We start from the raw sequence: 25,501 nt of genomic DNA on the forward strand, positions 1-25,501 counted from the left end.
CATTATATCGAGAGTATCGTGACGACCCTAGCACGCTGGCACACTCCGCGGGAACGGCGGCGCGCAACTGGAGACGAACCATGGCCGACCAGACGAATGGCGAAACCAAGGCCCCCGACCCGGTGGAGATGTCGCGCGCCCTGGCCGGCATCGCCGAGCGCAGCCAGAAGCTGGTGGCCGAATTCCTGTCGCGCCAGACGAGCACGCGCGAGGGTGTGGGGATGGCCGACCCGCTGAACATCGGCCATGCGTTCATGGAGATGACGGCCCGCATGATGGCCGACCCGGCGCGGCTGATGCAGGCGCAGATGCAGCTCTGGACGGACTATCTGCAGCTCTGGCAGCACACGACGCAGAAATGGCTGGGCCAGGAGACGCCGCCGCTGGTGGCCCCGGCCGACGGCGACCGCCGCTTCAAGGACGCCGCCTGGCAGGACAACGCCGTCTTCGACTACATCAAGCAGTCCTACCTGCTGACGGCGCGCTGGATGCAGACGACCGTGCACGACGTGCAGGGCCTGGACGACAAGACGGCCAAGAAGGTCGATTTCTATACGCGCCAGTTCGTCGATGCGATGGCGCCGTCGAATTTCGTGCTGACCAACCCGGAAGTGCTGCGCGCCACCATCGAATCGCGCGGAGAGAACCTCGTGAAGGGGCTGGAGAACCTGCTGGGCGACCTCGAGCGCGGCGACGGCCGGCTCGAGATCCGCATGACCGACGAGGAGGCGTTCGAGGTCGGCCGCAACGTCGCCGTCACGCCTGGCAAGGTCGTCTACGAGAACGACCTGATGCAGCTCATCCAGTACGAGCCGACGACGGCCAAGGTCGACAAGCGCCCCCTGCTCGTCATCCCGCCCTGGATCAACAAGTTCTACATCCTCGACCTGCGCGAGAAGAATTCGTTCCTGAAATGGGCGACCGACGAGGGGCTGACGGTCTTCGTCGTCTCCTGGGTCAACCCCGACGAGCGCCTCGCCAACAAGAGCTTCGAGGACTACATGCTCGAAGGGCCGCTGGCGGCCCTCGACGCCATCGAGCAGGCGACGGGCGAGAAATCCGTCAACGTCATCGGCTACTGCCTGGGCGGCACGCTCCTGTCGGCGACCCTGTCCTGGATGGCGGCCAAGAAGGACAAGCGCTTCCACTCCGCCACCTTCTTCACGACCATGGTCGACTTCACCGAGGCGGGCGAACTCGGCGTCTTCATCGACGAGGAGCAGCTCCAGGCGCTGGAAGCGCGCATGAACGAGCGCGGCTATCTCGACGGGTCGGCCATGGCCACGACCTTCAACATGCTGCGCGCCAACGACCTGATCTGGTCGTTCGTGGTGAACAACTACCTGCTCGGCAAGGAGCCGTTCCCGTTCGACCTGCTGTTCTGGAATGGCGATTCGACGCGCATGCCGGCCGCCATGCACAGCTTCTACCTGCGCCGGATGTACCAGCAGAACCAACTGGTCGAGCCGGGCGGCATCACGCTGGCGGGCGTGCCGATCGACCTTCGCCGGATCGAGCTGCCGGTCTTCATCCTGTCGACGCGTGAGGACCATATCGCGCCCTGGAAGTCGACCTACGCCGCCACCCGCCACTATCGCGGCCCGGTGAAGTTCTGTCTGGCCGCCTCCGGTCATATCGCGGGCGTCGTCAACCCGCCCGCCGGCAACAAGTACAGCCACTGGGAGAGCGACCAGATCCAGCCGACGCCCGAGGAATGGCTGGCCGGCGCCAAGGAGGTGCCGGGCTCCTGGTGGCCGCTCTGGCGCCAGTGGCTACGGCAGTATTCCGGCGGCCAGGTGAAGGCGCGCAAGCCCGGTGCGGGCAAGCTGAAGGCGATCGAGGACGCGCCGGGCCGCTATGTGAAGGTGTCGACGCGCGACTGAACGGCGCGCGCTACGCCTTGCCTGCTACGCTTTGAAGGATTTGTTCCACCAATCGAGTAGCTGCGCCGCATTCTTCGCGTTGTAGCCATAGTCCGGCATGTTGAAGGCGGCGATCTCGGCGTCGGAGAAGCCGATCTCCTTCTGCAGGTCGGCCGGCAGCTTGGCGTTCCTCACCGTCGGCAGGTAGCCCATCTGGTCGGCGAAGCCGACCTGGGCCTCGGGCTTCAGGGCCGCCTCCAGGTAGCGCCAGGCGCACTCCGCGTTCTCGGCGTTGCGGGCGACCGCCAGGTCAGAGATGTAGGGGGTGGCACCTTCCTTGGGCGTGGCGCTCTCGACCGGAATGCCAGCCTTCTTCCACATGAAGCCGCGCGCCTTGAACATCAGCGTGATCCACACCTCCTCGCCTTTCAGGGCGGCGGCCAGCGCCTCGTTCGAGGGGTAGACCTTGGGCTCGGACAGCTTCTTCAGCTCCAGCAGCTTGGCCTTGCCGGGCTCGTAGTTCGACATGCTGCCGCCGTTGATCAGGGCTGCCGATTCGATGTTCTGGGCGAAGTGGCCGTCCACCAGGCCGACCCGTCCCTTGTATTTCGGGTCCCAAAGGTCGTTGAAGGATTGCGGCGCGACCGGGATCTTGGCCGGGTTGTAGACGATCACCTTGGCCGAATAGATGTGCGCCACCGCGAAGGGGCGGACCAGCGGCTTCAGCAGGTGGACATGGCTCGGCAGGCGCTGGGTATCGATCGGCGCCAGCACCCCCGCCTCGTTCATCTCGTAGGTGTCGAGGTCGCTGAGGCAGGCGATGTCCATGGCGGCCCGGCGCGAGGCGCGGCCGGCCAGCAGCTTGGTCTTGCGCACCGACGAGGTGCCGACGTCCTGGACGGACTCGATCCGCTGCGGGTCCATCAGCGGCTTGTCGATATGGGCGCTCAGCAGGCGCTGATAGTCGCCGCCCCAGGTGCCGACGACGACCTGGCTGCAGGATGCGGCACGCGCGGGCAGCCCGCCCATCGCCAGGGCGGCGGCGGCCGCCGAGCCCGCCAGGAATTCACGCCGCGTCCAACCGTTCGATGCCGACATACCCGCCCCCTCGATGTCCAGGAAGCCAGCTTAGCGGCATCCGGGGCGCCCGCGAAAGGGTGCCCTGGATCCAGCTTCAGACCACGCCGACGCCGATGCCTTCCGCGCGGTACTCCTGCCCGAACTCCGCATAGCGCTCGGCCGTGCGGGCGAAGACCTTCCAGTCCTCGGGCGAGATCTTGCGCTTGAAGGCGGCCGGGCTGCCGGCCCACATCTCGCCGGAGGGGACCCGCTTGTTGGGGGTGACGAGCGCGCCGGCCGCCACCATGGCGCCGCCCTCGACCACCGCGCCGTCGATGACGGCCGCCTTCATGCCGACGAAGGCCCCGCTTTCCAGCCTTGCGGCATGGATCAGGCACAGATGGCCGACCGTCACGTCGTCGCCGATGATCGTCGCATGCTCCTCGGGCGGATTCACATGGATGACCGTGCCGTCCTGGATGTTGCTGCGCGCGCCGATGCGGATGGTGTTGGTGTCGGCGCGCAGCACGCAGCCGAACCAGATGCTGGATTGCGGACCAACCTCGACGTCGCCGATCAGGACCGCGGTCGGCGCGATGAAGGCGTCCGGCGCGATGCGCGGGCTCTTGCCGCGATAGGGGATCAGGATGCCGCCGGCCGTGGGGCTGAAGCTGTTCATGCTGCTACTCCGCTGCTGCCGCCTGGGTCGCCGCCGCCTGCCCCAGCATCAGGCCGATGTTCTGCACCGCCGCCCCCGACGCGCCCTTGCCCAGATTGTCGAGCCGGGCGACCAGGATCGCCTGCCGGTGCTTCTCGCTGGCGAAGACCCGCAGTTCGAGCCGGTCGGTATCGTTCAGCGTGTCCGGCACGATGCGATCGACCATCTCCTTGCCCTCGCCGACCGGCACGACCGAGACCAGCTCGGAGCCCCGGAAGCGCGCGGCCAGCACCGCCTCCAGGTCGCGGCCGGTCGGCCGGCCGGTCAGCGTGTCGAGATGCAGCGGGATCGACACCAGCATGCCCTGGCGGAAGTGGCCGACCGACGGCACGAAGATCGGCCGCCGCGACAGGCCGGAATAGAGCTGCGTCTCGGGCAGGTGCTTGTGCTCGAGTTTCAGGCCGTACAGCTCGAACGCCGGGCCGCCCTCGCGGTCATGGGCCTCGATCATGCCCTTGCCGCCGCCGCTGTAGCCGCTGACGGCGTTGATGGTGACGGGATAGTCGGCCGGCATCAGCCCGGCATCGACCAGCGGCCGCAGCAGCGCGATGGCACCGGTCGGGTAGCAGCCGGGATTGGTCACCCGCCGGGCGGCCGCGATCCGGGCCGCCTGGTCGGGCGTCATCTCGGCAAAGCCGTAGGCCCAGCCTTCCGCCGTGCGATGGGCGGTGCTGGCATCCAGCACCCGCGGGCCGGCCGCGCCCAGCGCGTCGGCCAGCGCCACGGATTCGCGCGCGGCGTCGTCGGGCAGGCACAGCACGACCAGGTCGACTTCGGCCATCAGCGCCTGGCGCGCGGCCGGGTCCTTGCGCTGCTCTGCCGGGATGCTCTTCAGCTCGACCCACGGCGTCGCCAGCAGGCGCTCGCGGATGCCAAGGCCGGTGGTGCCGGCTTCGCCGTCGATGAAAACCCGGGGCTTGCCGCTCTTGTCGACCATCGAACCGCCCTCCTCCACCTCGAAACTACCTGCAAACGAAAAAGGCCGCGCTGAGCGCGGCCTTTTCGGGGTCCATGGGCCTCCAGGGGCCCGGCGCTCAGGTCGGAATCGGCATGCTACGGCGTCGCAGCGCCGCAGCGGAACAGGTCACCCGAAGTCCGATCGTGAACATGGGGTCGCTTCTACACCGGCTCCAGGTCCAGAGGATACGGGAATTTTCGCCGCCAATGCAAAAGGGCCGCGCCTTGCGGCACGGCCCTTCCGGTTCCAGGCCGAAGCCCGGGATGGATCAGCGCTTCGAGAACTGGAAGCTGCGGCGGGCCTTGGCCTTGCCGTACTTCTTGCGCTCGACCACGCGGCTGTCGCGGGTCAGGAAGCCGACCTTCTTCAGGGCCGGACGGAGGGCCGGCTCGAAGTGGGACAGCGCCTTGGAGATGCCGTGGCGCACCGCGCCGGCCTGGCCCGAGAGCCCGCCGCCGACGACCGTGCAGTAGATGTCGAACTGCTCTTCGCGCGACACGACCTGGAAGGGCTGGTTGATGATCATGCGCAGCACGGGGCGCGCAAAATACGTCTCCAGGTCCTTGCCGTTGACGCTGATCGCGCCGCTGCCGGGCTTCAGCCAGACGCGGGCGATGGCGTTCTTGCGCTTGCCGGTGGCATAGGCACGACCGAACCGGTCGACCTGGCGCTCGCGCAGTTCAGGCTCGGCATCGGGCGCGCGGGCATCGTCGGCCGCGGGCGGGTTCTGGGCAGCGGCCAGCGCGTCCTTGAGCTGGCCCAGGGATTCGAGAGTCTCGGCCATCGGATCAGCCCTTGCGCTTGTTCTTCGGGTTCATCGCCGCAACGTCCAGCGTTTCCGGCTGCTGCGCCTCGTGCGGGTGCTCGGCACCCTTGTAGACGCGCAGATTCTTCATCTGCTGGCGGGCGAGCGGGCTGTCCTTCTTCATCATGCGCTCGACGGCCTTCTCGAGCACGCGCTCGGGATAGCGGCCACGCAGGATCTCACCCTTGGTCCGGCCCTTGATGCCGCCAGGGAAGCCGGTGTGCCAATAGAACACATCCTGCTCCAGCTTGCGGCCGGTGACATGGACCTTGTCGGCATTGACGACGATGACGTTGTCGCCGCAATCCATGTGCGGGGTGAAGGTGGTCTTGTGCTTGCCCTTCAGGCGCAGCGCAATGACGCTCGCCAGGCGGCCCAGCACCAGCCCGTCGGCATCGATCAGCACCCACTTCTTGCTGATGTCCGCGGGCTTCGCGGAATAGGTCTTCATTCGGACACGCTCGATCAAAAAGACAGCGCGGCACCCCTGGATGCCGCTTCGGAGGCGGTGTCTACGCGTCGTCCAGCCCACTGTCAACGCAGAAAAGCCCGATGCCACGGGGCTTTTTCGCTGGTGGTATCATGATACCGCACATTCTCAGGTGACTGCGCCGGGCGGGATCGAGTAGGTGCCGGTGACATGGGCGACGGGGTCCGCCTCCCCTTCCGACAGCAGCGTCACCTCGCCATAGGCCAGGCGTCGCCCGAGCTTCAGCAGGCGCGCTTCCGCGATCAAGTCAGCCGGACGCGGCCGGCGCAGGAAGTTGGTAGTCAGGCTCGTCGTGACCGCCAGCGGCACGGCACCGATGCGGCTCAGGACCGCGGCATAGAGCGCGAAGTCGGCCAGTCCCATCAGGATCGGGCCGGCGATGGTGCCGCCGGGGCGGATGGAATCCGCCCGGAACGGCGCCCGGCAGACCGCACTGCCCCAGCCGATCGAATCGAGGCGGAAGCCGAACGAGACGGTGAAGGGCAATTCCGCCGCGCACAACGCGTCGAACGCCTCGCGCGTGATCCGTGCCTCGCCGCTGCCGTCCATCCCCGCCTCCCTGGTTTCGTGGCCGCGATTATGCCAGGAATCGGTGCATGCCTGTCTTCTCCGATGTACGCGGCCTCGCCGTCACCGCCGCCGACCCCGCCGTGGTCGGCCATGTCGATGCCTCGATCGCGGCCTTCCTCGGCTTTCGCAAGGACACCGGCGAGCGCCTGAAGCCGGCCCTGGCGCTCGACCCGGAGTGCGTCTTCGCCAACGTGTTGCGCGGCTACTACATGCTGCTGATGGCCAATCGCACGCTGGTGCCGCGGGCGGCCAAGTGCCTGGCCGCGGCCGAGAAGGCGGCCGCCGGGGCGACCGCCCGCGAGCAGGGTCATGTTGCGGCCCTCCGGGCCTGGGTTGCGGGGGACTTCGCCGGTGCGGTCCGCCGGTGGGAGGCGCTGCTGCCCGAGAACCCGCGGGACGCGATCGCCCTGCGCCTGGCCAACTACGGGCATTTCTATGCCGGCGACGCGGCCGGCATGCGCGACAGCTTCGCGCGCTGCCTGCATGCCTGGGACGAAAGCGTGCCGGGCTACGGCTTCATGCTGGGCGCCTATGCCTTCGCGCAGGAAGAGGCCGGCGACTATGCCGCGGCCGAACGCGACGGCCGGCGCGCGGTCGAGATGCAGCCGGCCGACATCTGGGCCACCCATGCCGTGGCCCACGTGCTGGAAATGCAGGGCCGCGCCGACGAGGGCGTCGCCTGGATCACCGGCCTGGAAGGCAATTTCGGCGAATGCCACAACTTCACCTATCATCTGTGGTGGCACCGGGCCCTCTTCCACTGGGACCGCGGCCGCTATGACGCGGCACTCGACCTCTACGACCGCGAGGTGCGCCCGGAATCGACCGACGACGCGCTCGACATCGCCAACGCCACCTCCCTGCTGTGGCGGCTGGAGCAGGTCGGCATGGATGTCGGCGACCGCTGGCAGGAACTGGCGGCCCGCGCGGCCGAGCGCATCGGCGACCACATGCTGGTTTTCTCCGACGCGCATTTCGCCATGGCCCTGGCCGCCGCCGGGCCGGAAGGCTCCGACCGGCGCTTCGCCGAAAGCTGCCGCGCCTTTGCCGGCGCCGGCGAGACCCAGTCCGCCGTCATGGCCGCATGCGGCGCGGACCTGGTGGACGGCGTGCTGGCCTACCGCCGCGGCGACTTCGGCCGTGCCGTCGATCATCTGTCGGCCGCCCGCCCGGCACTGCGCGGCATCGGCGGCAGCCACGCCCAGCGCGATGTCTTCGAGCAGATGCTGGCCGTGGCGGCCTTGAAGGCGGAGCGCCTGCCGCTGGCGCGCGCGCTCTGGTCCGAGCGCAGCCGGCGCAAGCCCTGGTGCGGCTGGACCTGGGGCAACCTGGCCGACAGCCTGTCCGCCACGGGCGACCCGATCGCGGCTGCCGGCGCGCGGGCCCGGGCGGTGGCGATCGCGGTCTGATCCGGCGCCGATGCCCGTTGCATCCGGCCATCGCGGCCGGCATTGATGCCCAATATCGTTCCCAGGCGAGGATTCCCCCATCATGCTCGCACCGGTGTCGCAGGACGAACCCTTGCTGCTGCGCGAGGACAGGGCCGGCGTGGCTCGGCTGACACTGAACCGCCCCGCCGCCCGCAACGCGCTGTCGGTGGCGCTGATGGCGGAGCTGGCCGATGTGCTGGACGAGATTGCCGACGATGCGGCCGTGAAGGTGGTGGTCATCGCCGCCAGCGGCCCGGCCTTCTGCGCCGGCCACGACCTGAAGGAGGTGCGTGCCGATTCCAGCCGCGCGGCCATGGAGGCCCTGTTCCGGCAGTGCAGCGACCTGATGCTGCAGGTCACCCGCCTGCCCAAGCCGGTGATCGCCGAGGTGCACGCGATGGCGACCGCGGCCGGATGCCAGCTTGTCGCCACCTGCGACCTGGCGGTCGCGGCCGACACCGCTCGCTTTGCGACGCCTGGGGTGAATATCGGCCTCTTCTGCTCGACGCCGATGGTGGCGCTGACCCGCAACATCGGCGCCAAGCCGGCGATGGCGATGCTGCTGACGGGCGAACCGATCGACGCCGCCACCGCGCTCGGCCTTGGCCTCGTCAACCGGGTGGTGCCGGCGGCCGGCCTGCGCGCGGCCGTGGACGGGCTGGCGGATACCATCGCGTCCAAGTCGCCGCTGGTGCTGGCGATCGGCAAGGAAGCCTTCCACCGCCAGCGCGACATGCCGTTGGCCGATGCCTATGCCTATGCCTCCGACGTGATGACGAAGAACATGATGGCGGCCGACGCAGCCGAGGGTATCGACGCCTTCGTCACCCGGCGGACGCCCGCCTGGAAGGGTTGCTGATGGAGCATGACCGCTACGCCGACGAATACATCGCCGGCATCCTGCGCGAGACCAAGACCATCGCCATGGTCGGCGCCAGCCCGAACTGGAACCGACCCAGCTTCTTCGTGATGAAGTACCTGCAAGGCAAGGGCTTCCGGGTGATCCCGGTCAACCCGCGCGCGGCCGGGCAGGAGATCCTGGGCGAAACCGTTTACGCATCCCTGGCCGACGTGCCGGTGCCGGTCGACATGGTCGACGTCTTCCGCGCCGCCGATGCCGTGCCGGGCATCGTCGACGAGGCCATCGCCATCGGCGCCAAGGTCGTCTGGATGCAACTCGGCGTGCGCCATGACGAAGCGGCCGCCAAGGCCGAGGCCGCCGGCATCAAGGTCGTCATGAACCGTTGCCCGAAGATCGAGTATGGCCGCCATTCGGGCGAGCTGTCCTGGGGCGGCTTCGATTCCGGCATCATCACCTCGCGGCGGACCCGAAAGGTATAGAAATGACCGACAAGTCCAAGTTCGGCTTCGAGACGCGCACCGTGCATGCCGGTGCCGCCCCCGATCCCACCACCGGCGCCCGCGCCGTGCCGATCTACCAGACGACGGCCTATGTCTTCGACGATGTCGACCACGCGGCCTCGCTCTTCAACCTGCAGACCTACGGCTACATCTATTCGCGGCTGACCAACCCGACGGTGGCGGCACTGGAAGAGCGCGTCGCCAGCCTGGAAGGCGGGCGCGGGGCGACCGGCTGCGCGTCCGGCCACGCCGCGCAGATGCTGGCATTCTTCGCCCTGATGGAGCCGGGCGACGAGTTCCTGGCATCGCGCCGGCTCTATGGCGGGTCGATCACCCAGTTCGGGCGCAGCTTCCAGAAGTTCGGCTGGCACGTCCGCTTCGTCGATTCCGACGACCCGGAGAATTTCCGCCGGGCGCTGACGCCCAAATGCAAGGCGATCTTCGTCGAGAGCCTGGCCAACCCCGGCGGCGTCATCACCGACCTGGAAGCCGTGTCGGCCATCGCGCGCGAGGCCGGCATCCCGCTCATCGTCGACAACACAATGGCCTCGCCCTACCTGTGCCGGCCGATCGAGTGGGGGGCGGACATCGTCGTCCATTCGACGACCAAGTTCCTGTCCGGCCACGGCAATTCCATGGGCGGCATGGTCGTCGACAGCGGCCGCTTCGACTGGACGGCCAGCGGCCGCTTCCCGTCGCTGAGCGAGCCCGAGCCCGCCTATCACGGCCTGCGCTTCCACGAGACCTTCGGCGATCTCGCCCTGACCGTGCATGGCCATGCGCTGGGCCTGCGCGACCTGGGTGCCGCGATGGCGCCCTTGAACGCCTTCCTGACGCTGACCGGCACCGAGACGCTGGCGCTGCGCATGGAGCGCCATGTCGCCAACGCCCAGAAGGTGGCCGAATACCTGGAAGGCCACCCGGCCGTCGCCTGGGTCTCCTATGCCGGGCTGCCGAGCAGCCCCTACCGGGCACTGGCTGCCAAATACATGCCGCGCGGCGCCGGCTCGGTCTTCACCTTCGGCGTGAAGGGCGGCTACGACGCGGGCGTGAAGATGGTGGAGGGCTGCGAGCTGTTCTCGCATCTGGCCAATATCGGCGATACCCGCAGCCTGATCATCCACCCGGCCTCGACCACCCATCGCCAGCTTTCGGACGAGCAGCGGGTGGCAGCCGGCGCCGGCCCGGACGTGGTCCGCCTGTCGATCGGCATCGAGAGCGTCGAGGACATCATCGCCGACCTCGACCAGGCGCTGGCCAAGGGGATGAAGGCCGGCTGACCGGATGCAGCCCAGGTGGCGCAGGTCACTTCCAGTAGGCCAGCGTCACCCGGGTGCCGGCGCCGATCGCCGACGAGATCATGAAGTCGTGCGAGAGCAGCCGCGCGGCATACAGCCCCACGCCCATCCCCGATCCCGTCGAGTAGCCGGGCCGCAGCGCGGCATCAATGTCGCCTATGCCCGGTCCATCGTCCCCGAAGCTGACCCGCAGCCCTGTTCGCCCGAGATCGTTCACCAGCCCGATCATCGCCCACCCGCCGCCGCCATGATCCAGCGTGTTCCGTGCGATCTCGGTCGCTGCCGTTTCGATCCTGGACTGCTGGACGCGGGAGAGCCCGATTTCGCTGGCGATAGCCCGAACGGCCCAGCGGATATTGGGAAGATCCGCCCGACGCCGGATCGGGAACGACACCGACTGCAGGACTTCCGTGGCCTCCGTGGCCCTTGCGGGGAGAAAGCGGCTTGCCATCGATTCACCTCGGATCTGCGTTGTACCGGCGAACGCGAAAATCCTCGGAGGAGGCGACCGAATCCAATATCGATGCCGTGCGAATTGAGACTATCTTGATATGAGCGCTTAGAACTGCCCCAAGGCAGATTCCAGTATGACGATCGAGCTGCGCCACTTCCGCCAATTTGCCGTTCTGGGCGAGGAACTGCATTTTGGCCGGGCCGCCGCGCGGCTTGGCATGGCGCAGCCACCGTTGAGCCAGTCTATCCGCCGCATCGAGGATCATCTGGGCTTTCCCCTCCTGGTCCGCTCGCGCCGCCATGTCGAACTGACGCCGGCGGGCCGTGTCTTCCTGGGCGAAGCCCGGCGGACCCTGGCGCAGGCCGACGACGCGATCCTGCTGGGGCGGCGTGCCGCAGCAGAGGAAATGGCAGGCCTCAACATCGGCTTCGTCGTCTCGGCCCTGTTCGGGCTGCTGCCGGCGGCAATCCGTGCCTTCCGCCTCCGCTTTCCGCAGGTCGGGGTACGGCTCGACCAACGCTCTACCAACGAGCAGACGGCGGGGCTGGTCCAGGGCGACGTCGATGCCGGATTCCTGCATCCGCCGATTCACGACGCGGCGGGCATCACCGTCCGCACGATCCGGCAGGATCCGATGGTAGCCGCGGTGCCGGAAACCCACGCGCTGGCGCTGCGGACCGAGTTGCGGCTGGCGGACCTGGCGGGCGAACCCATGATCCTGTTCCCCCATGTCCAGGGGCCGAACCTGCACGGCCGGCTCACCCATGCCTGCCGGATGGCGGGATTCGTGCCGCGCATTGTCCAGGAAGCCCGCCAGATGCAGGTCATCCTGACCCTCGTCGCCGCAGGCATGGGGGTGTCGATGGTGCCGTCGGGAACGCGTGCCATGAACATCGACGGCGTCCGCCTGCTGCCCATCGCCGACATGCCCCGGGACCTGACCTGGGACATGGCCATCGCTTGGCGACCGAAGGGCGCCGGGCGACCGTTGCGGAGCTTCATTGAGACGGTGCTGGAACTGGCCCCCGAGTATGCCACGGACACCGATTTCTGCCCTTCCGCGCGCACGAGCCGCATCGCCGAGGCCGAACCGGCCGAGAGTGCGTAGCATGGCGATCGAATTGAACCACCTGCGCCAATTCGTGGTGCTGGCCGAGGAACTGCATTTCGGGCGGGCGGCCGCCCGCCTCGGCGTCGCCCAACCGCCGCTGAGCCAGGCGATCCGCCGGCTCGAGGAGAGGCTCGGATTCTCCCTTTTCGACCGATCCGGCCGCCAGGTCGAGCTGTCTCCGGCTGGCCGCGTCTTCCTGGTCGAAACCCAGCGCTCCATTGCGCAGGCGGACGACGCGGTCATGCTGGCGCGCCGCGCGGCGGCGGAGGAGGAGGTCGAACTGACGATCGGTTTCGTCGTCTCCGCCTTGTTCGGGCTGCTGCCGGCCACGCTGCGGGCGTTTCGCGCCGAGTGGCCCGACCTCAGTATTCGGCTGGACCAGCGGCCGTCGATCGAGCAGGCGACCGGACTGGCCCAGGGCACAATCGACATAGGGTTTCTGCACCCGCCTCTCGCCAACGCCGAGGGGGTCGCACTTGAACTGATCCGCCGCGACCGCCTTGTCGCCGCGGTCCCAGAAGATAGCCCGTTCGCCCGAAGCGAGGATCTACACCTGTCCGACCTCGCCGGACAGCCCTTCATCTTGTTTCCCTGCGCCCAGGGACCACACCTTCATGCCCGCATCATTCAGGCCTGTCGCGCGGCCGGATTCGTGCCGCGTGTCACGCAGGAGGCGCGGCAGATGCACGCCATCCTGATGCTCGTGGCATCCGGCATGGGTGTGTCGCTGCTGCCGTCGCTGGCGATTGCGATGGCCGTGCCCGGCGTGCGTCTGGTGCCGATCACCGATCTTGCGAGCGATCTCACCTGGGACATGGCGATCGCCTGGCGCCCCAAGGGTGCCAGGCGATCATTGCTGCGCTTCATCGAGGTCGCGCGGGCGCTGGCGCCGGCCTACGCCGCCGGCGACGGCAGTGGCGCCCGCGAGGAGGACCGGCCGCCTGCAGGAGAATTGCCACCGCCACGATCACGTTCCCCGGGCACCGCCAACGTGACGAAGAACCCGTAGAAGCCGCCGGTGCGGTCGTAGATCACCGCCACCGGACTACGCCCTGCGGACCCGGTCCCAGGCTGCCTGATACATGGCGGCGACATCTGGGCCCTGGTAGACGCGAACCCTGCAGCTCGCGAGAACGATCTCCGACGGGAAGATCACCAGGTTGTCGCGATAGGATCTGGGCATCAGGCGCAGGGCCGCCCGGTTCGCGACGGGCAGGTTCAGGGATCGCGCAATCTTCGCCCCGTTCCGGGCGTCGAGAATGAAGTTGATGAACGCATGCGCGTTCTTCGGATGCGGCGCCCCTTTGGGAACGCACAGCGAATCCTGCGACAGGATGGAGCCCTCGCGCGGGATGATGTATCCGAGATCGGGATCCTGCGCGATCATGCCCTGCATGACGCCGCTGTAGACGAGGATCAGGTCGGCCTCGCCGGTCATCAGCAACTTGTTCGCCGCGACCGGTCCGACGATGCGGATGTTGGGCTTCTGGCGGATCAGCAAGTGCTCGACCGCCTCGATATGGGCGGGATCCGTCGTGTTGACCGGCAGACCAAGGTAGCGCAAGGCGCAACCGAAGACGTGCGACGGCTCGTCGTACAGGGCGATCCGCCCGTTGTAGCGGTTCGACTGGAACAGCCAGCGCCAACTTCCCGGCGGCTCTGCCATCGCCGATCGCCGGTAGGCGATACCCAGGGTTCCCCAGACATAGGGGATCGAGTATCGGCGGCCGGGATCGAACAGCGCGTCGCTGAACTGCCGTTGAATATTGAGCCTGTTCGGCAGCGCCGCCTCGTCCAGCGGCATCAGGAGATCGCTGGCCATCAACCGGCCGACGAACTCGTTGGTCGGCACGATCACGTCATAGCCATGATCCGGCCGGCTGACGGCGTCGAACATTTCCTGGTTGTTCCGGAATGGCGTGAAAACAACGTCGACGCCGGTGCCGGACTTGAAGTCGGAGAAGGTCGTTGCGCCGATATAGTCGTCCCAGTTGAGGAACCGGACAACCGGCTCCTCCCGGGCCGCACCGTCGCGCGGCGCAAGCGCCATCCCGACGGCGAGCGCGCCGCTGCCGGCCAGGAGGCCACGGCGCGACAGTCGGCGGACCGCGAACTCATTCATGTCCCGGCCCCTGCGGACCGGCCATCCGTCCGGTCATGTCGCCTAGCGCAGCGCATATCGGCCGCGGCGAACGAGTGGCATGTTGTTCGCGTCCGAAAGCCAGAAATAGAACATCGCAACCTCGGCGTAGTTCTCGAAATTCTCCGAGTTCTGTTTGGATTTCTGAAGCAGCGCCTGAGCCGCATCCGTGCCGCTCGTGTAATTCGCCAGGTGCGACCAGTAAAAATACGCCTCCGAGGATCTCGGATTGATGGATATCGCGTATTGGAACGCCTTGACCGCATCGGCCTTGCGGCCGAGGCTCGACAATGCGACGCCACGTATGACATGCGCCGCTGCAAGCAGGAGTTGGTTCCCGGTTGGCGGCCAGTACCAGGGCTCGGCGACGCTCTCGACCTTCGCGATGGCTTGATCATGGCGATTGTAGTGCAGGTCGACGAAGGCCATGTTCAGCCTCGCCACGTAGAAGGAACGGTCGGACGCCATAGACTGCATGAAGCGGATCTCCGCCAGTTCGACGTCCTCCTGCAGCAGGGCGATCAGTCCCAGCAGATTTTCCAGTCGCGCGCGTTCCGGACTGATCGGGGTATCCGGCAAACGGACGACCAACCCCTCGATCATCTCCTTCACGGGATCGAGGGACTTGTCCTCGGAGATCGCGATGTCGAGCCGGTGCAGTACGGCCAGGTAGGGATTCAATCTAAGGACGATCTGAAAGGCCCCCTCCCGGATCAACTCGTCCAGGTCCATGGGGCTTTCCTGATCGTTGCCGATCTTGATGACGAAATATCCGGACTGCTTCGAAAAACCCGTCAGCAGAAGTTGATGCCGCGCCAGATTGTCAGGTTGCGCCTGCTGCATCCGGGCGGCGGATCCGGCGCCGACCACCTTGCCCTTTTTCGCATCGTCATCGATGAGGGGCGAGAGGATGACCTTGCTCTGCACAACGCCAAACATCGTCTGGATGGCGGTCAGCGACCCCTCGAGCTTCACCAGTTCAGCCAATGCAACGGAAATGGGCTTGGTCTTGCTCGAAGTGAGAGTGACCCCCTCGATCAGGGACTTCGTCGCACTGATTTCCTTGAACCGGGTGAGAAAGACCTGGTCGACGACCTCCTTCGAGTAGCCTTTCTCCTCCAACGTGCTGACGGTCTTGGCATCGAGATAGACGGACTGCGAACTCAGGAGGCTATCGACCGTCACCAGGCCCAGGCCGGCAAGGAGCGCGTAGATCATGGCCACGGTGAGTTCCATCAGCGTTCCCCCGGACGCCCGTTCCCGTCGTTTGCCGACGCTGCCGCCACTCCAGACTATGTGGCCGCAGCCTGCTGTTCAAGCCGACGTGCTCTGGATTAGTCTGTACGCTGACGGAACCGCGCTTTGCGAAGTCAGAACCGGCGCTGCGAGGAACTACTGCCACTCGCGGGCGGCGAAGAGCCGCCTGACCCTCTACTCCGCCGGCGACGGCACTGCCGTGCGCGAGGAGGACCGGCTGCCCGGCAGCAGGGTTGCCGCCGCAACGATCACGCCACCCAGCACCGCCAGCGTGACGAAGAACCAGTAGAAGCTGCCGGTGCGGTCGTAGATCACCGCCACCAGCGGCACGGCAGCCGCGCTGACGCCCAATGCCAGCACGAACTTGGCCCCGAACGCCGTCGCCCGCCACTTGCCCGGCGTGTACTTCACCAGCAGCAGGTTCTCGGCCGGGGTTACGGCGATCTGGAGAAAGGTCGTCGCCGTGACCATCGTGAACAGGATCCAGTTGTCGGCCGTGGCGCACAGCGCCATCAGCGGCACCTGGGCCAGCCAGCCATAGACATAGATCGGCTTGGACGGGTAGCGGTCGGCCAACCAGCCGCCGACGACATGGCCACCGGCCGACACGATGTAGACGATGGTGACCAGCATGCCGGCGCCGGCCGCGGTGCCGCCGGTGATGGCGTGCGTCCCGTCCGCGAAGACCTTGGGCAGGGCCAGCGACAGGCCCTGGAAGATGACGCCCGCCGCCGCCATCGTCACCGACAGCACGATGAAGACGCGGATCATGTCGGCCCGCGGCTGCGCCTTCTCGGGCAAGCGGTCCTCCTTCATCGCGACCACGGTGCCCTGCTTCATGCAGACCGCCAGGATCAGGCCGCAGACGATCGTCAGGATACCGGGCACGATGAAGGCCGCCCGCCACGACACGAGGTCGGTCAGGGCGCCGGCCACGAAGGGGGCCGCCGCCAGCCCGGCCGAGCCGAACAGGCCGTTGAGCCCCAGCACCCGGCCGCGATTGACGCTGGCGCGCACCAGCCAGGCGATGCCGACGGGGTGATAGATCGAGCCGAAGAGGCCGATCAGCCCCAGCCCGGCCGCCATGCCGAGCGGCCCGCTGACCAGCCCGGTCAGGATGCAGGCGCCGCCCGTGCCGACGAAGTAGATGACCATCATCCGCTCGGCGCTCCAGCGGTCGCCGAGCCAGCCGGCCGGCAGCGCGCCCGCGCCGAACAGCACGAAGCCGGCCAGCGACAGCGACAGCAACTCGCCATAGCTGAGGCCCCAGGCCGGCTCCAGCGCCAGCACGACGGTCGGGTAGAGCAGCATCACCAGATGCGAGATGCCATGGCCGACGCAGGAGAAGCCGACCACCATGCGACTGTTGCTCATGTGAACGACACCTCGACCCGGCCGAGCCCGGCGAATTCCACCACCACATGATCGCCGGCCACCACCGGCTGCGGAGCGACGACGCTGCCGAGGAAGACGAACTCGCCCGCCCGCAGCATGGTGCCGGCGGCGTTCAGCGTGTCGGCGAGCCAGGCGAGCGCGGTCAGCGGGTGGCCCATCATGGCCGCCCCCACGCCTTCGCCGCGATGGATGCCGCCGATCGTCACCTGGCCGCGCAAAGCGGGCAGGTCGAGGGCGCGCCAGTCCGGCGCGGCCGGGCCGATGACGACGCCCGACTGGAAGAAGTCGTCGGCGATCAGGGTGGGTACGCCCAGCCGGGCGAAGTCGCCATAGCGGTCGTCGACCAGCTCGATCCCGGGATGGATGCTGGCCACCGCCGACGCGACCGAGGCCGCGTTGTAGCCGCCGGGGATCGGGGGCAGGTCTGCCGCCAGCCGGGCGGCGATCTCGGTCTCGACCATCGGCTTGGTGTAGTCCCCCGCCGCGGTCCGGCCGCCATCCGGCAGCACTCCCGCCACGAGCACGCCGCCGCCGCAGGGATGGTCGATCGCCAGCCACTCCTGCATCACGCGGGTGGTGGCGCCGATCTTCCAGCCGACGCGCGCGCCACGCGCCGGGGCCATCGCCGCATGCACCGCGAACTGCACCTGGTAGCCTTCCGCGACATCGGCCGGGCGGACATCATCGGCCAGTGCTGCGATCACGCGTCGGGCGAGCCGGTCGCCGGCAATGGCGGCGGCAGCGGGCTTGGGGTCGAACGGGCGGGCCATTCCGGCTCTCCTGGCAGCGGGCGGCATCGGGTCTGCGAGGTATAGCCGCGAAATCAGGGCTCGAATACCAGTTGAACGCGCTCGGCCGCCATGCGGTTGATGCTGACCTCGATCGGCCGTCCGTCCAGGTCGATGTTCAGGTTCTCGGCCACCAGGACCGGCCGGCTGCGCGGCAGGCGCAGCGCGCGCGCATCCTCCGCCGACGGCAGGCGCGCGGTCACCTTGGTCGATTTGCGGGTGTAGTCGGCGATGCCGCAGCGGGCGAGCGCCCGCGTGATCGAGCCCTCGGCGCGATAGGCGGCGATCATGTCGGGGACGCGGGCGGCCGGGAAATAGTGCGAGGCAATCGTGATCGGGCGCCCGTCCGCCTCTCCCAGGGTTTCCAGGAGGATGACGGACTCGCCGCGCCGCAGCCCGAGCGGCCGGGCGATCGCGCTTTCGGCCGGAAAGTTCCCGGCCAGGATCAGGCGCGAATGCGGCTCGCGGTTCTGCAGCCGGATCGTCTCGCTGAAGCGGGTGCGCTTGCGCACGGTATAGGGCAGCGGGTCGTCATGGACGAAGGTGCCGCGCCCCTGCTCCACCCGCACGACGCCGCGTTCTTCCAGCGCCCCCAGGGCCTGGCGGACCGTGTGGCGGTTGACGCCAAAGCGCTCGGCCAGCGCATGCTCGGTCGGCAGTCGGTCGCCGGGGGCCAGCCCCTCGGACGCTATCTCCGCTTCCAGCGCCTGCTCGATCTGCCGCCACAGGGCGACGCCGCCGCGGCGCGTCAGCGCCACGGGGCCGGCACCTTCGCCCGGCTCGGTCGGCTCCACTTCGATCGTCGCCATCGTCATCAAACCTTCAGACCTTGCTGCTTTACTGGGCAGTCGAGCTGGGGCAGTATCGGCCTCAGTGATATGGACGTCTAGACAAATCAACCGAGATGTCGAGCCCCCTGCCCGCCTCCCCCGATCAGACACCGCGACAAAGCTGGATGGCCACGCTGGCCCGCATGCCGGCCGATCGGCTGGAGGCCGGCTGGCAGGCCCTGGCGGACCGCCCGGGCTATGAGATGCTGCGCCGGCCGGAGATCGGCATGGTCATGGTCCGCGGCCGCTCCGGCGGCACCGGCCCGCAGTTCAACCTGGGCGAGATGACGGTAACGCGCTGCGTCGTGCAGCTGGACAGCGGCACGCTTGGGTATGGCTATGTCGCCGGGCGCGATCGCCGGCACGCCGAGCTGGCGGCGCTCTTCGACGCCATGCTGCAGGAGCCGGCCAGTAGCGACGCCATCCTGCGCGCGGTGATCGCGCCAGCCGCCGCCAGCCTGGCCGATGCCGCCCGCGACACGCGCGAGAAAGCGGCCGCCACCAAGGTCCGCTTCTTCACCATGGTGCGCGGCGAATGATGGACAGCACGGCCCCCACCCCCGGCTTCGCCGACCCGGTGCAGGATTCCCAGCGCGCCTTCCGCGGCCTGCTCGACGCCATCGCCCGGCCCGGCACGGTCGTACGCCTCGACGCGCCGCAGACCACACCGGCCCCGCTGTCGCGTGCCGCCGCGGCGGTCCTTCTGACGCTGGTCGACTTCGAGACGCCGCTTTGGCTGGATGCCGCCGCCGCAACACCGGCGGTGCTGGCCTGGACCCGCTTCCATTGCGGCGCGCCGATCGTGGCGGCCCCGGCCGCGGCCCGCTTCGCGCTGGTCACCGATGCCGCGCGGATGCCGGCCCTCGATGTATTCGATCCCGGCCAGGACGCCTATCCGGACCGGTCGGCGACGCTGCTGATCGAGGTGGCGGGGTTGCGCGCGGGCGACGGCCTGCGGCTGACCGGCCCCGGCATCGAGCATGACGCCCGGCTGGCGGTCGCCGGGCTGCCGGACGGCTTCGTCGATGCCTGGGGCGACAACCGGGCGCTCTTTCCCTGCGGCGTCGACATCTTCCTGACCGCGGGCGACCTGGTGGCCGCCTTGCCGCGCACGACCCGGCTGGAGGGCTGAACCGATGTATGTCGCGGTCAAGGGCGGCGAGGCCGCCATCGCCAACGCCGAGAGCCTGTTGGCCGAGAAGCGGCGCGGCGACCGGGCGGTGCCGGAGCTGACCATCGGCCAGATCGAGCAGCAACTGGGCCTGGCCGTCGACCGGGTGATGACCGAAGGCTCGCTCTACGACCGCGAGCTGGCCGCGCTGGCGATCAAGCAGGCCTGCGGCGACGCCATCGAGGCGGTGTTCCTGCTGCGCGCCTTCCGCACCACCCTGCCCCGCTTCGGCCATTCCGAGCCGATCGACACCGCGCGCATGCTGGTGGAACGCCGCATCTCCGCCACCTTCAAGGACCTGCCGGGCGGGCAGATCCTGGGGCCCAGCTTCGACTACACCCACCGCCTGCTGGACTTCTCGCTGCTGGCGACCGGTGAGCCGCCGCCGGCCGCGCCGCGCGGGGATGTCGAAGGCGGGTCGATGCCCCATGTGCTGGCCATGCTGGACCGCGAGGGCCTGATCGAATCCGAGGTCGATCGCCACCCCGATGCGCCCGTGCCCGACATCACCCGCGACCCGCCGGTCTTCCCATCCGACCGCGCCGCGCGGCTGCAAGGCCTGGCGCGCGGCGACGAGGGCTTCCTGCTGGCGCTGGGCTATGCGGTGCAGCGCGGCTATGGCCGCAACCACCCCTTCGCGGGCGAGATCCGCTTCGGCGCGGTCGAGGTGGAGTTCGTGCCAGAGGAGCTGGGCTTCCCCGTGTCCATCGGCGACATCGCCGTGACCGAATGCGAGATGGTGAACCAGTTCAAGGGCACGGCGACCGAGCCGCCGCAGTTCACCCGGGGCTATGGCCTGTCCTTCGGCCATTGCGAGCGCAAGACCATGGCGATGGCGCTGGTCGATCGGGCGCTGCGGGCAAGAGAACTGGGCGAGGAAGTGGATTCCCCGGCCCAGGACGAGGAGTTCGTCCTCTACCACGCCGACAATGTCGAGGCGTCGGGCTTCGTGCAGCACCTGAAGCTGCCGCACTATGTCGACTTCCAGTCCGAGCTGGTAATGATCCGGGCGCTGCGCCGGCAAGCCGGCGCCGACGCGGCACCGGCGCGTAGCCCCGATCTGGTGGACGGGGATTGACCGCCATGGACGGCTACAATTTCGCCTATCTCGATGAGCAGACGAAGCGGATGATCCGGCGCGCCGTCCTGAAGGCGGTCGCCATCCCCGGCTACCAGGTGCCGTTCGCCAGCCGCGAGATGCCACTGCCCTATGGCTGGGGCACCGGCGGCATCCAGGTGACGGCCGCCATCATCGGCCTGACCGACGTGTTGAAGGTGATCGACCAGGGGGCCGACGACACCACCAACGCCGTCAGCATCCGCCGCTTCTTCGCGCGCACCACCGGCGTCGCCACCACCGAGCGCACGGCCGAGGCGACCATCGTCCAGACCCGCCACCGCATTCCCGAGCTGGCCCTGCGCGGCGACCAGATCATCGTCTTCCAGGTGCCGATCCCCGAGCCCCTGCGCTGGCTGGAGCGGCGGGAGACCGAGACGCGCAAGATGCATGCGCTGGCCGAGTATGGCGCCATGCACGTGAAGCTCTACGAGGACGTGGCCCGCCACGGCCGCATCGCGACGGCCTACGACTATCCGGTGATGGTGAGCGGGCGCTACCTGATGCGCCCCTCGCCCATCCCGAAGTTCGACAACCCGAAGCTCGACCGTACCCCGGCGCTTCAGCTTTTCGGCGCCGGCCGCGAGAAGCGAATCTATGCCGTGCCGCCCTTCACCGAGGTGCGCAGCCTGGATTTCGAGGACCATCCCTTCGAGATCCAGAAGTGGGACCAGTGCTGCGCCCTGTGCGGGGCCGGCGACAGCTTCCTCGACGAGGTGATCGTCGACGATCGCGGCGGGCGCATCTTCGTCTGCTCCGACAGCGACCATTGCGGCGAGCGCCGGGCGGCCGGCCATGTCGGCCCGCAGCCGGACGCGCTGGGCCAGCCGGTCGCCAAGGTGCCCGCCCCATGACCGAGACCCCGCTGCTCCAGGTGCGCGGCCTGACCCGGCGCTACGGCACCCGCATCGGCTGCCGCGACGTCTCCTTCGACCTGTGGCCGGGGGAGGTGCTGGGCATCGTCGGCGAATCCGGCTCGGGCAAGACGACGCTGCTGAAATGCCTCTCGGCGCAGCTTGAGCCCGATGCCGGCAGCATCGTCTACGCCACGCGCGAGGATGGCCCGCGCGACATCTTCGCCCTGTCGGAGCCGCGCCGGCGCCTGCTCGCGCGCACCGACTGGGGCATCGTCCACCAGCACCCGGTCGAGGGGCTGCGCATGAACGTCAGCGCCGGCGCCAATGTCGGCGAGCGGCTGATGGCGGTGGGTGCCCGCCACTATGGGCGCATCCGCTCCTCGGCGCTGGACTGGCTGGGCCGGGTCGAGATCGCGCGCGACCGCATCGACGACATGCCGCGCACCTTCTCGGGCGGCATGCTGCAGCGCCTCCAGATCGCCCGCAACCTCGTCTCGCAGCCGCGCCTGGTCTTCATGGACGAGCCGACCGGCAGCCTGGACGTGTCCGTCCAGGCCCGGCTGCTCGACCTCCTGCGCGGGCTGGTCGCCGACCTTGGCCTGTCGGTCATCGTCGTCACCCATGACCTCGCCGTCGCGCGCCTGCTGGCCCACCGGCTGATGGTGATGCGGGCTGGTAGCGTCGTCGAGGAGGGCCTGACCGACCAGGTGCTGGACGACCCGCAGCACGCCTATACCCAGCTTCTCGTCGCCTCGATCCTGCATCCCTGACCGCCAGCCCCGAATGACCGCCAATCCTGAATTCGCGCTCTCGATCGCTGGCCTTTCCAAGCGGTTCACCCTGCATGTCCAGGGCGGCGTCGTGCTGGCGGTGCTGAACGGCATCGACCTCCAGGTCGCGGCCGGCGAGTGCGTGGCGCTGAACGGCCCGTCGGGTGCCGGCAAGAGTTCGCTGCTGCGCCTCGTCTACGGCAACTACCGCGCCCAGGGTGGCAGCATCCGGGTCCGCCATCGCGGCGAGCCGGTCGACATCGCCACGGCCACGCCCCAGAAGATCCTGGAGTTGCGCCGGCACACGCTGGGCTATGTCAGCCAGTTCCTGCGGGTGATCCCGCGGGTGCCGGCGATCGACGTGGTGGCCGAGCCGGCGCGCGCCGTCGGCATGCGCGCCGCCGAGGCCGAACAGCGCGCCCAGCGCCTGCTGTCGCGCCTGCGCATCCCCGAGCGGCTGTGGTCGCTGCCGCCGGCCACCTTCTCGGGCGGCGAGCAGCAGCGCATCAACCTGGCGCGCGGCTTCGTGGTCGACTTCCCGGTGCTGCTGCTCGACGAGCCCACGGCGGCGCTGGACGCCGACAACCGCCGCACCGTGGTGACGCTGATCGGCGAGGCCAAGGCGCGTGGCGCCGCCCTGCTCGGCATCTTCCACGATGCCGAAGTGCGCGACGCGGTGGCCGACCGCACAGTTGCAATGCGCGCCCCTATAATGGCGGCATGACCTATCTTTCCCCCATGAGCGAATCGATCCTGACCGATGCCCGGATCGTCACCCGCGACGGCGTCGTCGACGGCACGCTGGTGCTGCGAGAGGGCCGCATCGCGGACATCCAGCCGGGCGCCAGCCGGGCCGCGGGCGCGCAGTCCGTCGATGGCGACTACCTGCTGCCCGGGCTGGTCGAGCTGCATACCGACAATCTGGAAAAGCACCTGACGCCGCGCCCCGGCGTGCTGTGGCCGCCAGAGGCCGCCATCGTCGCCCATGACGCGCTGGTCGCAGGCTGCGGCATCACCACGGTGCTGGATTCGGTGGCAGTCGGCGACGTCATTGCCGGGACCCAGCGCCGCCGCAGCCTGGAGGTGACGCCGGTCGGGCTGGCCAACGCGCTGCGCCACGGCATGCTGAAGGCAGACCATTTCCTGCACATGCGCATCGAGGTGAGCGAACCCGACGTGCGCGAGATGTTCGAGCCGTTCCTGGACGATCCGCTGGTGCGGCTGGTGTCGCTGATGGACCACACGCCGGGCCAGCGCCAGTATGCCGACGAGGCCGCCTATCGCCGCAGCTACCAGCGGCGCCACAACATCGACGATGCGGCCTACGAGCAGTTCTCTGCGCGGCGCAAGGCGTTGGCCGAGCAGTACAGCCAGCCGCACCGGTCCTGGATGATCGCGCTCAGCCGCTCTCGTGGCTGGCCGCTCGCCAGCCATGACGATGCGACGCTGGAACATGTCGCGGAATCCGTCGCGGCGCACATGACGATCGCGGAATTCCCGACCACCGTGGCCGCGGCCGACGCCGCCCATGGCCACGGCCTGAAGGTGCTGATGGGCGCGCCCAACCTGGTTCGCGGCGGCTCCCATTCCGGCAACGTGTCGGCGGGCGAACTGGCGGCGCGCGGCGTCGTCGACATCCTGTCGTCGGACTACTATCCCCAGAGCCTGCTGCACGGGGCCTTCCTGCTGTCGCGCCCGCCGATCGGCATGGCGCTGGCCGATGCGGTGGCCACCGTGTCGGACGTGCCGGCGGCGGCCGTCGGGCTGCATGACCGCGGCCGGATCGAGGCCGGGCTGCGGGCGGACGTGATCCGGGTGTGCGAGCTGGACGGCCTGCCGATCGTCCGCTCGGTCTGGCGCGAAGGACGGAGAGTGGCATGAGCGAGCAGCACCGGATCGAGGACGTAGCCACCCTGGAGCGGCTCTACGGCACGCCGACCGAGACTTCCATCGCCAAGGAGGTGGACCACGTCCACCCGGTCTATCGCCCCTTCATCGAGAAGGCGCCGTTCTTCGTGCTGGCGACCAGCGGGCCGGACGGGCTGGACGCCTCCCCGCGCGGCGACGAGCCCGGCTTCGTCGTGGTCGAGGACGACAAGACCCTGCTGATCCCGGACCGCCGGGGCAACAACCGCATCGACAGCCTGCGCAACATCCTGCTCGACCCGCGCGTGGCCTTGCTGTTCCTGGTGCCGGGCGTCGGCGAGACGCTGCGCGTCAACGGCCGCGCCACGCTGTCGGTCGACCCCGCGTTGCTGGCGCGCTTTGCGGTCGGCGGCAAGGAGCCGCGTTCGGTCATGGTGGTGGCGGTCGAGACCGTCTTCTTCCAATGCTCGCGCGCGCTGGTGCGCTCCCATCTGTGGGACGCCAGCCGCCAGCTTCCCCGCTCGGCCCTGCCGAGCGGCGGCACCATCCTGGGTACGCTCAGCGCCGGCAAGGTCGGCGGTGCGGAGTATGACGCGGCCCTGCCGGCGCGCGTCGCAGCCACGCTCTATTGAGGACGACGACGATGGACAGCTTCGACGATCTGTTCGTGGTGCTGGAGAAGGCCGGGGCCGACCAGTACGGCCAGGAGGCCGTCAGCCAGCTCGAGCATGCATTGCAGTGCGCGCAACTGGCCGAACAGGAGGGTGCGCCCGCCTCCTCCGTGGTGGCGGCCCTGCTGCACGATGTCGGCCACCTGATCCACGACCTGGGCGACGACGCGGCCCTGCGCGGCATCGACGACCGCCACGAATTCTCCGGCGCCGCCATCCTCGGCCGCTGGTTCGGCCCGGACGTGACCGAGCCCGTGCGCCTGCATGTCGATGCCAAGCGCTGGCTCTGCCACGCCGAGACGACCTACCACGACACGCTGTCGCCGGCCTCCGTGCGCAGCCTGCAGCTCCAGGGCGGCGTGTTCGACAAGGCCGGTGCCGACCGCTTCATCGCCCAGCCCTACGCCCGGGCCGCCGTCGCCGTCCGCCGCTGGGACGACATCGGCAAGGTCGAGGGGCTGGAGACGCCGCCGCTCGCCCACTATCGCGCGATGGCCGAGCAGGTGCGCCGGCGGGATTGAT

General features: G+C 68.7%; 28 protein-coding genes. 16 read left to right on the forward strand and 12 right to left on the reverse strand.

Annotation, left to right across the window (positions count from 1 at the left end; all coding sequences use genetic code 11):
* The first annotated feature begins 80 nt into the window (after positions 1 to 80).
* Entirely contained in the window at positions 81 to 1,883 is a 1,803-nt protein-coding gene (locus tag STVA_RS13665; RefSeq protein ID WP_123688476.1) for a PHA/PHB synthase family protein, read from the forward strand.
* A gap of 24 nt (positions 1,884 to 1,907) precedes the next feature.
* Here STVA_RS13665 and STVA_RS13670 read toward each other — a convergent pair whose 3' ends face one another.
* The 6 genes from STVA_RS13670 to STVA_RS13695 all read right to left on the reverse strand — a co-directional run bounded on the left by STVA_RS13670 (position 1,908) and on the right by STVA_RS13695 (position 6,441).
* Positions 1,908 to 2,960 (reverse strand): extracellular solute-binding protein, encoded by a 1,053-nt coding sequence (locus STVA_RS13670; protein WP_123688477.1) that lies wholly within the window; start codon positions 2,958 to 2,960, stop codon positions 1,908 to 1,910.
* A gap of 76 nt (positions 2,961 to 3,036) precedes the next feature.
* Positions 3,037 to 3,600, reverse strand: coding sequence for a gamma carbonic anhydrase family protein (locus STVA_RS13675; protein WP_123688478.1), 564 nt, complete (start codon positions 3,598 to 3,600; stop codon positions 3,037 to 3,039).
* 4 nt (positions 3,601 to 3,604) lie between these two features.
* Positions 3,605 to 4,576, reverse strand: coding sequence for an N-acetyl-gamma-glutamyl-phosphate reductase (gene argC, locus STVA_RS13680; RefSeq protein WP_123688479.1), 972 nt, complete (start codon positions 4,574 to 4,576; stop codon positions 3,605 to 3,607).
* 289 nt (positions 4,577 to 4,865) lie between these two features.
* Complete coding sequence (rpsI, locus tag STVA_RS13685; protein WP_123688480.1) at positions 4,866 to 5,381, reverse strand: 30S ribosomal protein S9; 516 nt, start codon at positions 5,379 to 5,381, stop codon at positions 4,866 to 4,868.
* Between the two features lie 4 nt (positions 5,382 to 5,385).
* Positions 5,386 to 5,853, reverse strand: a complete 468-nt coding sequence (gene rplM / locus STVA_RS13690; protein WP_123688481.1) for a 50S ribosomal protein L13 — start codon at positions 5,851 to 5,853, stop codon at positions 5,386 to 5,388.
* A 147-nt stretch (positions 5,854 to 6,000) separates the two neighbouring features.
* A complete protein-coding gene (locus STVA_RS13695; RefSeq protein WP_123688482.1) occupies positions 6,001 to 6,441 on the reverse strand; it encodes a PaaI family thioesterase in 441 nt (146 codons plus the stop codon).
* A 47-nt stretch (positions 6,442 to 6,488) separates the two neighbouring features.
* Here STVA_RS13695 and STVA_RS13700 point away from each other — a divergent pair, with 47 nt between their 5' ends.
* The 4 genes from STVA_RS13700 (at position 6,489) to STVA_RS13715 (ending at position 10,534) form a co-directional block, all read left to right on the forward strand.
* Positions 6,489 to 7,871 (forward strand): tetratricopeptide repeat protein, encoded by a 1,383-nt coding sequence (locus STVA_RS13700; protein WP_123688483.1) that lies wholly within the window; start codon positions 6,489 to 6,491, stop codon positions 7,869 to 7,871.
* A gap of 82 nt (positions 7,872 to 7,953) precedes the next feature.
* A complete protein-coding gene (locus STVA_RS13705; protein WP_179955400.1) occupies positions 7,954 to 8,751 on the forward strand; it encodes an enoyl-CoA hydratase in 798 nt (265 codons plus the stop codon).
* Complete coding sequence (locus STVA_RS13710; RefSeq protein WP_123688484.1) at positions 8,751 to 9,233, forward strand: CoA-binding protein; 483 nt, start codon at positions 8,751 to 8,753, stop codon at positions 9,231 to 9,233. The genes STVA_RS13705 and STVA_RS13710 overlap by 1 nt, the downstream gene beginning before the upstream one ends.
* Positions 9,234 to 9,235: 2 nt before the next feature.
* Positions 9,236 to 10,534: an O-acetylhomoserine aminocarboxypropyltransferase gene (locus tag STVA_RS13715; protein ID WP_123688485.1), complete on the forward strand. Its 1,299-nt coding sequence runs from the start codon at positions 9,236 to 9,238 to the stop codon at positions 10,532 to 10,534.
* Positions 10,535 to 10,559: 25 nt separating this feature from the next.
* On the opposite strand, the gene STVA_RS13720 is transcribed toward STVA_RS13715, so the two are convergent.
* Positions 10,560 to 11,003, reverse strand: coding sequence for an anti-sigma regulatory factor (locus STVA_RS13720; RefSeq protein ID WP_123688486.1), 444 nt, complete (start codon positions 11,001 to 11,003; stop codon positions 10,560 to 10,562).
* Between the two features lie 136 nt (positions 11,004 to 11,139).
* Between STVA_RS13720 and STVA_RS13725 the strand changes: the two genes are divergently transcribed.
* Together STVA_RS13725 and STVA_RS13730 are read left to right on the forward strand one after the other, a co-directional pair.
* A complete protein-coding gene (locus STVA_RS13725) occupies positions 11,140 to 12,114 on the forward strand; it encodes a LysR family transcriptional regulator (protein ID WP_123688487.1) in 975 nt (324 codons plus the stop codon).
* A gap of 1 nt (position 12,115) precedes the next feature.
* Positions 12,116 to 13,126, forward strand: a complete 1,011-nt coding sequence (locus STVA_RS13730) for a LysR family transcriptional regulator (RefSeq protein WP_123688488.1) — start codon at positions 12,116 to 12,118, stop codon at positions 13,124 to 13,126.
* Between the two features lie 36 nt (positions 13,127 to 13,162).
* Here STVA_RS13730 and STVA_RS13735 read toward each other — a convergent pair whose 3' ends face one another.
* The 5 genes from STVA_RS13735 to phnF all read right to left on the reverse strand — a co-directional run bounded on the left by STVA_RS13735 (position 13,163) and on the right by phnF (position 18,506).
* A complete protein-coding gene (locus tag STVA_RS13735) occupies positions 13,163 to 14,239 on the reverse strand; it encodes an ABC transporter substrate-binding protein (RefSeq protein WP_123688489.1) in 1,077 nt (358 codons plus the stop codon).
* 42 nt (positions 14,240 to 14,281) lie between these two features.
* The gene (locus STVA_RS13740; RefSeq protein WP_123688490.1) at positions 14,282 to 15,493 is read right to left on the reverse strand and encodes a tetratricopeptide repeat protein; all 1,212 of its coding nucleotides are present in this window, start codon (positions 15,491 to 15,493) and stop codon (positions 14,282 to 14,284) included.
* A gap of 195 nt (positions 15,494 to 15,688) precedes the next feature.
* Complete coding sequence (locus STVA_RS13745; protein ID WP_123688491.1) at positions 15,689 to 16,888, reverse strand: MFS transporter; 1,200 nt, start codon at positions 16,886 to 16,888, stop codon at positions 15,689 to 15,691.
* Positions 16,885 to 17,679: a 2-keto-4-pentenoate hydratase gene (locus tag STVA_RS13750; protein WP_123688492.1), complete on the reverse strand. Its 795-nt coding sequence runs from the start codon at positions 17,677 to 17,679 to the stop codon at positions 16,885 to 16,887. Before STVA_RS13750 ends, STVA_RS13745 begins: the two co-directional genes overlap by 4 nt.
* 53 nt (positions 17,680 to 17,732) lie before the next feature.
* Positions 17,733 to 18,506 carry a phosphonate metabolism transcriptional regulator PhnF gene (gene phnF / locus STVA_RS13755; RefSeq protein ID WP_123688493.1) on the reverse strand — a complete coding sequence of 258 codons (774 nt, stop codon included), beginning with the start codon at positions 18,504 to 18,506 and terminating at the stop codon, positions 17,733 to 17,735.
* A gap of 146 nt (positions 18,507 to 18,652) precedes the next feature.
* Between phnF and phnG the strand changes: the two genes are divergently transcribed.
* The 9 genes from phnG to STVA_RS13800 are packed head-to-tail and all read left to right on the forward strand — an operon-like array spanning position 18,653 to position 25,500.
* Entirely contained in the window at positions 18,653 to 19,066 is a 414-nt protein-coding gene (gene phnG / locus STVA_RS13760) for a phosphonate C-P lyase system protein PhnG (RefSeq protein WP_123688494.1), read from the forward strand.
* Positions 19,063 to 19,659, forward strand: coding sequence for a phosphonate C-P lyase system protein PhnH (gene phnH / locus STVA_RS13765; RefSeq protein WP_245978201.1), 597 nt, complete (start codon positions 19,063 to 19,065; stop codon positions 19,657 to 19,659). Before phnG ends, phnH begins: the two co-directional genes overlap by 4 nt.
* Before the next feature lie 4 nt (positions 19,660 to 19,663).
* Positions 19,664 to 20,776 carry a carbon-phosphorus lyase complex subunit gene (locus STVA_RS13770; protein ID WP_123688496.1) on the forward strand — a complete coding sequence of 371 codons (1,113 nt, stop codon included), beginning with the start codon at positions 19,664 to 19,666 and terminating at the stop codon, positions 20,774 to 20,776.
* Between the two features lie 5 nt (positions 20,777 to 20,781).
* On the forward strand, positions 20,782 to 21,669 hold the full coding sequence (locus STVA_RS13775; RefSeq protein WP_123688497.1) for an alpha-D-ribose 1-methylphosphonate 5-phosphate C-P-lyase PhnJ: 888 nt from the start codon (positions 20,782 to 20,784) through the stop codon (positions 21,667 to 21,669).
* Entirely contained in the window at positions 21,666 to 22,442 is a 777-nt protein-coding gene (gene phnK / locus STVA_RS13780; RefSeq protein ID WP_123688498.1) for a phosphonate C-P lyase system protein PhnK, read from the forward strand. The genes STVA_RS13775 and phnK overlap by 4 nt, the downstream gene beginning before the upstream one ends.
* A gap of 13 nt (positions 22,443 to 22,455) precedes the next feature.
* Positions 22,456 to 23,166: a phosphonate C-P lyase system protein PhnL gene (gene phnL / locus STVA_RS13785; protein ID WP_123688499.1), complete on the forward strand. Its 711-nt coding sequence runs from the start codon at positions 22,456 to 22,458 to the stop codon at positions 23,164 to 23,166.
* Positions 23,163 to 24,323, forward strand: a complete 1,161-nt coding sequence (locus STVA_RS13790) for an alpha-D-ribose 1-methylphosphonate 5-triphosphate diphosphatase (RefSeq protein ID WP_245978202.1) — start codon at positions 23,163 to 23,165, stop codon at positions 24,321 to 24,323. The genes phnL and STVA_RS13790 overlap by 4 nt, the downstream gene beginning before the upstream one ends.
* A complete protein-coding gene (locus tag STVA_RS13795; RefSeq protein ID WP_123688501.1) occupies positions 24,320 to 24,940 on the forward strand; it encodes a pyridoxamine 5'-phosphate oxidase family protein in 621 nt (206 codons plus the stop codon). The genes STVA_RS13790 and STVA_RS13795 overlap by 4 nt, the downstream gene beginning before the upstream one ends.
* Positions 24,941 to 24,951: 11 nt before the next feature.
* Positions 24,952 to 25,500, forward strand: a complete 549-nt coding sequence (locus STVA_RS13800; protein WP_179955401.1) for a phosphonate degradation HD-domain oxygenase — start codon at positions 24,952 to 24,954, stop codon at positions 25,498 to 25,500.
* The last annotated feature ends 1 nt before the right edge of the window (position 25,501 follow it).

This window comes from Stella humosa, assembly GCF_006738645.1.
GTDB classification, from domain to species: domain Bacteria; phylum Pseudomonadota; class Alphaproteobacteria; order ATCC43930; family Allostellaceae; genus Allostella; species Allostella humosa.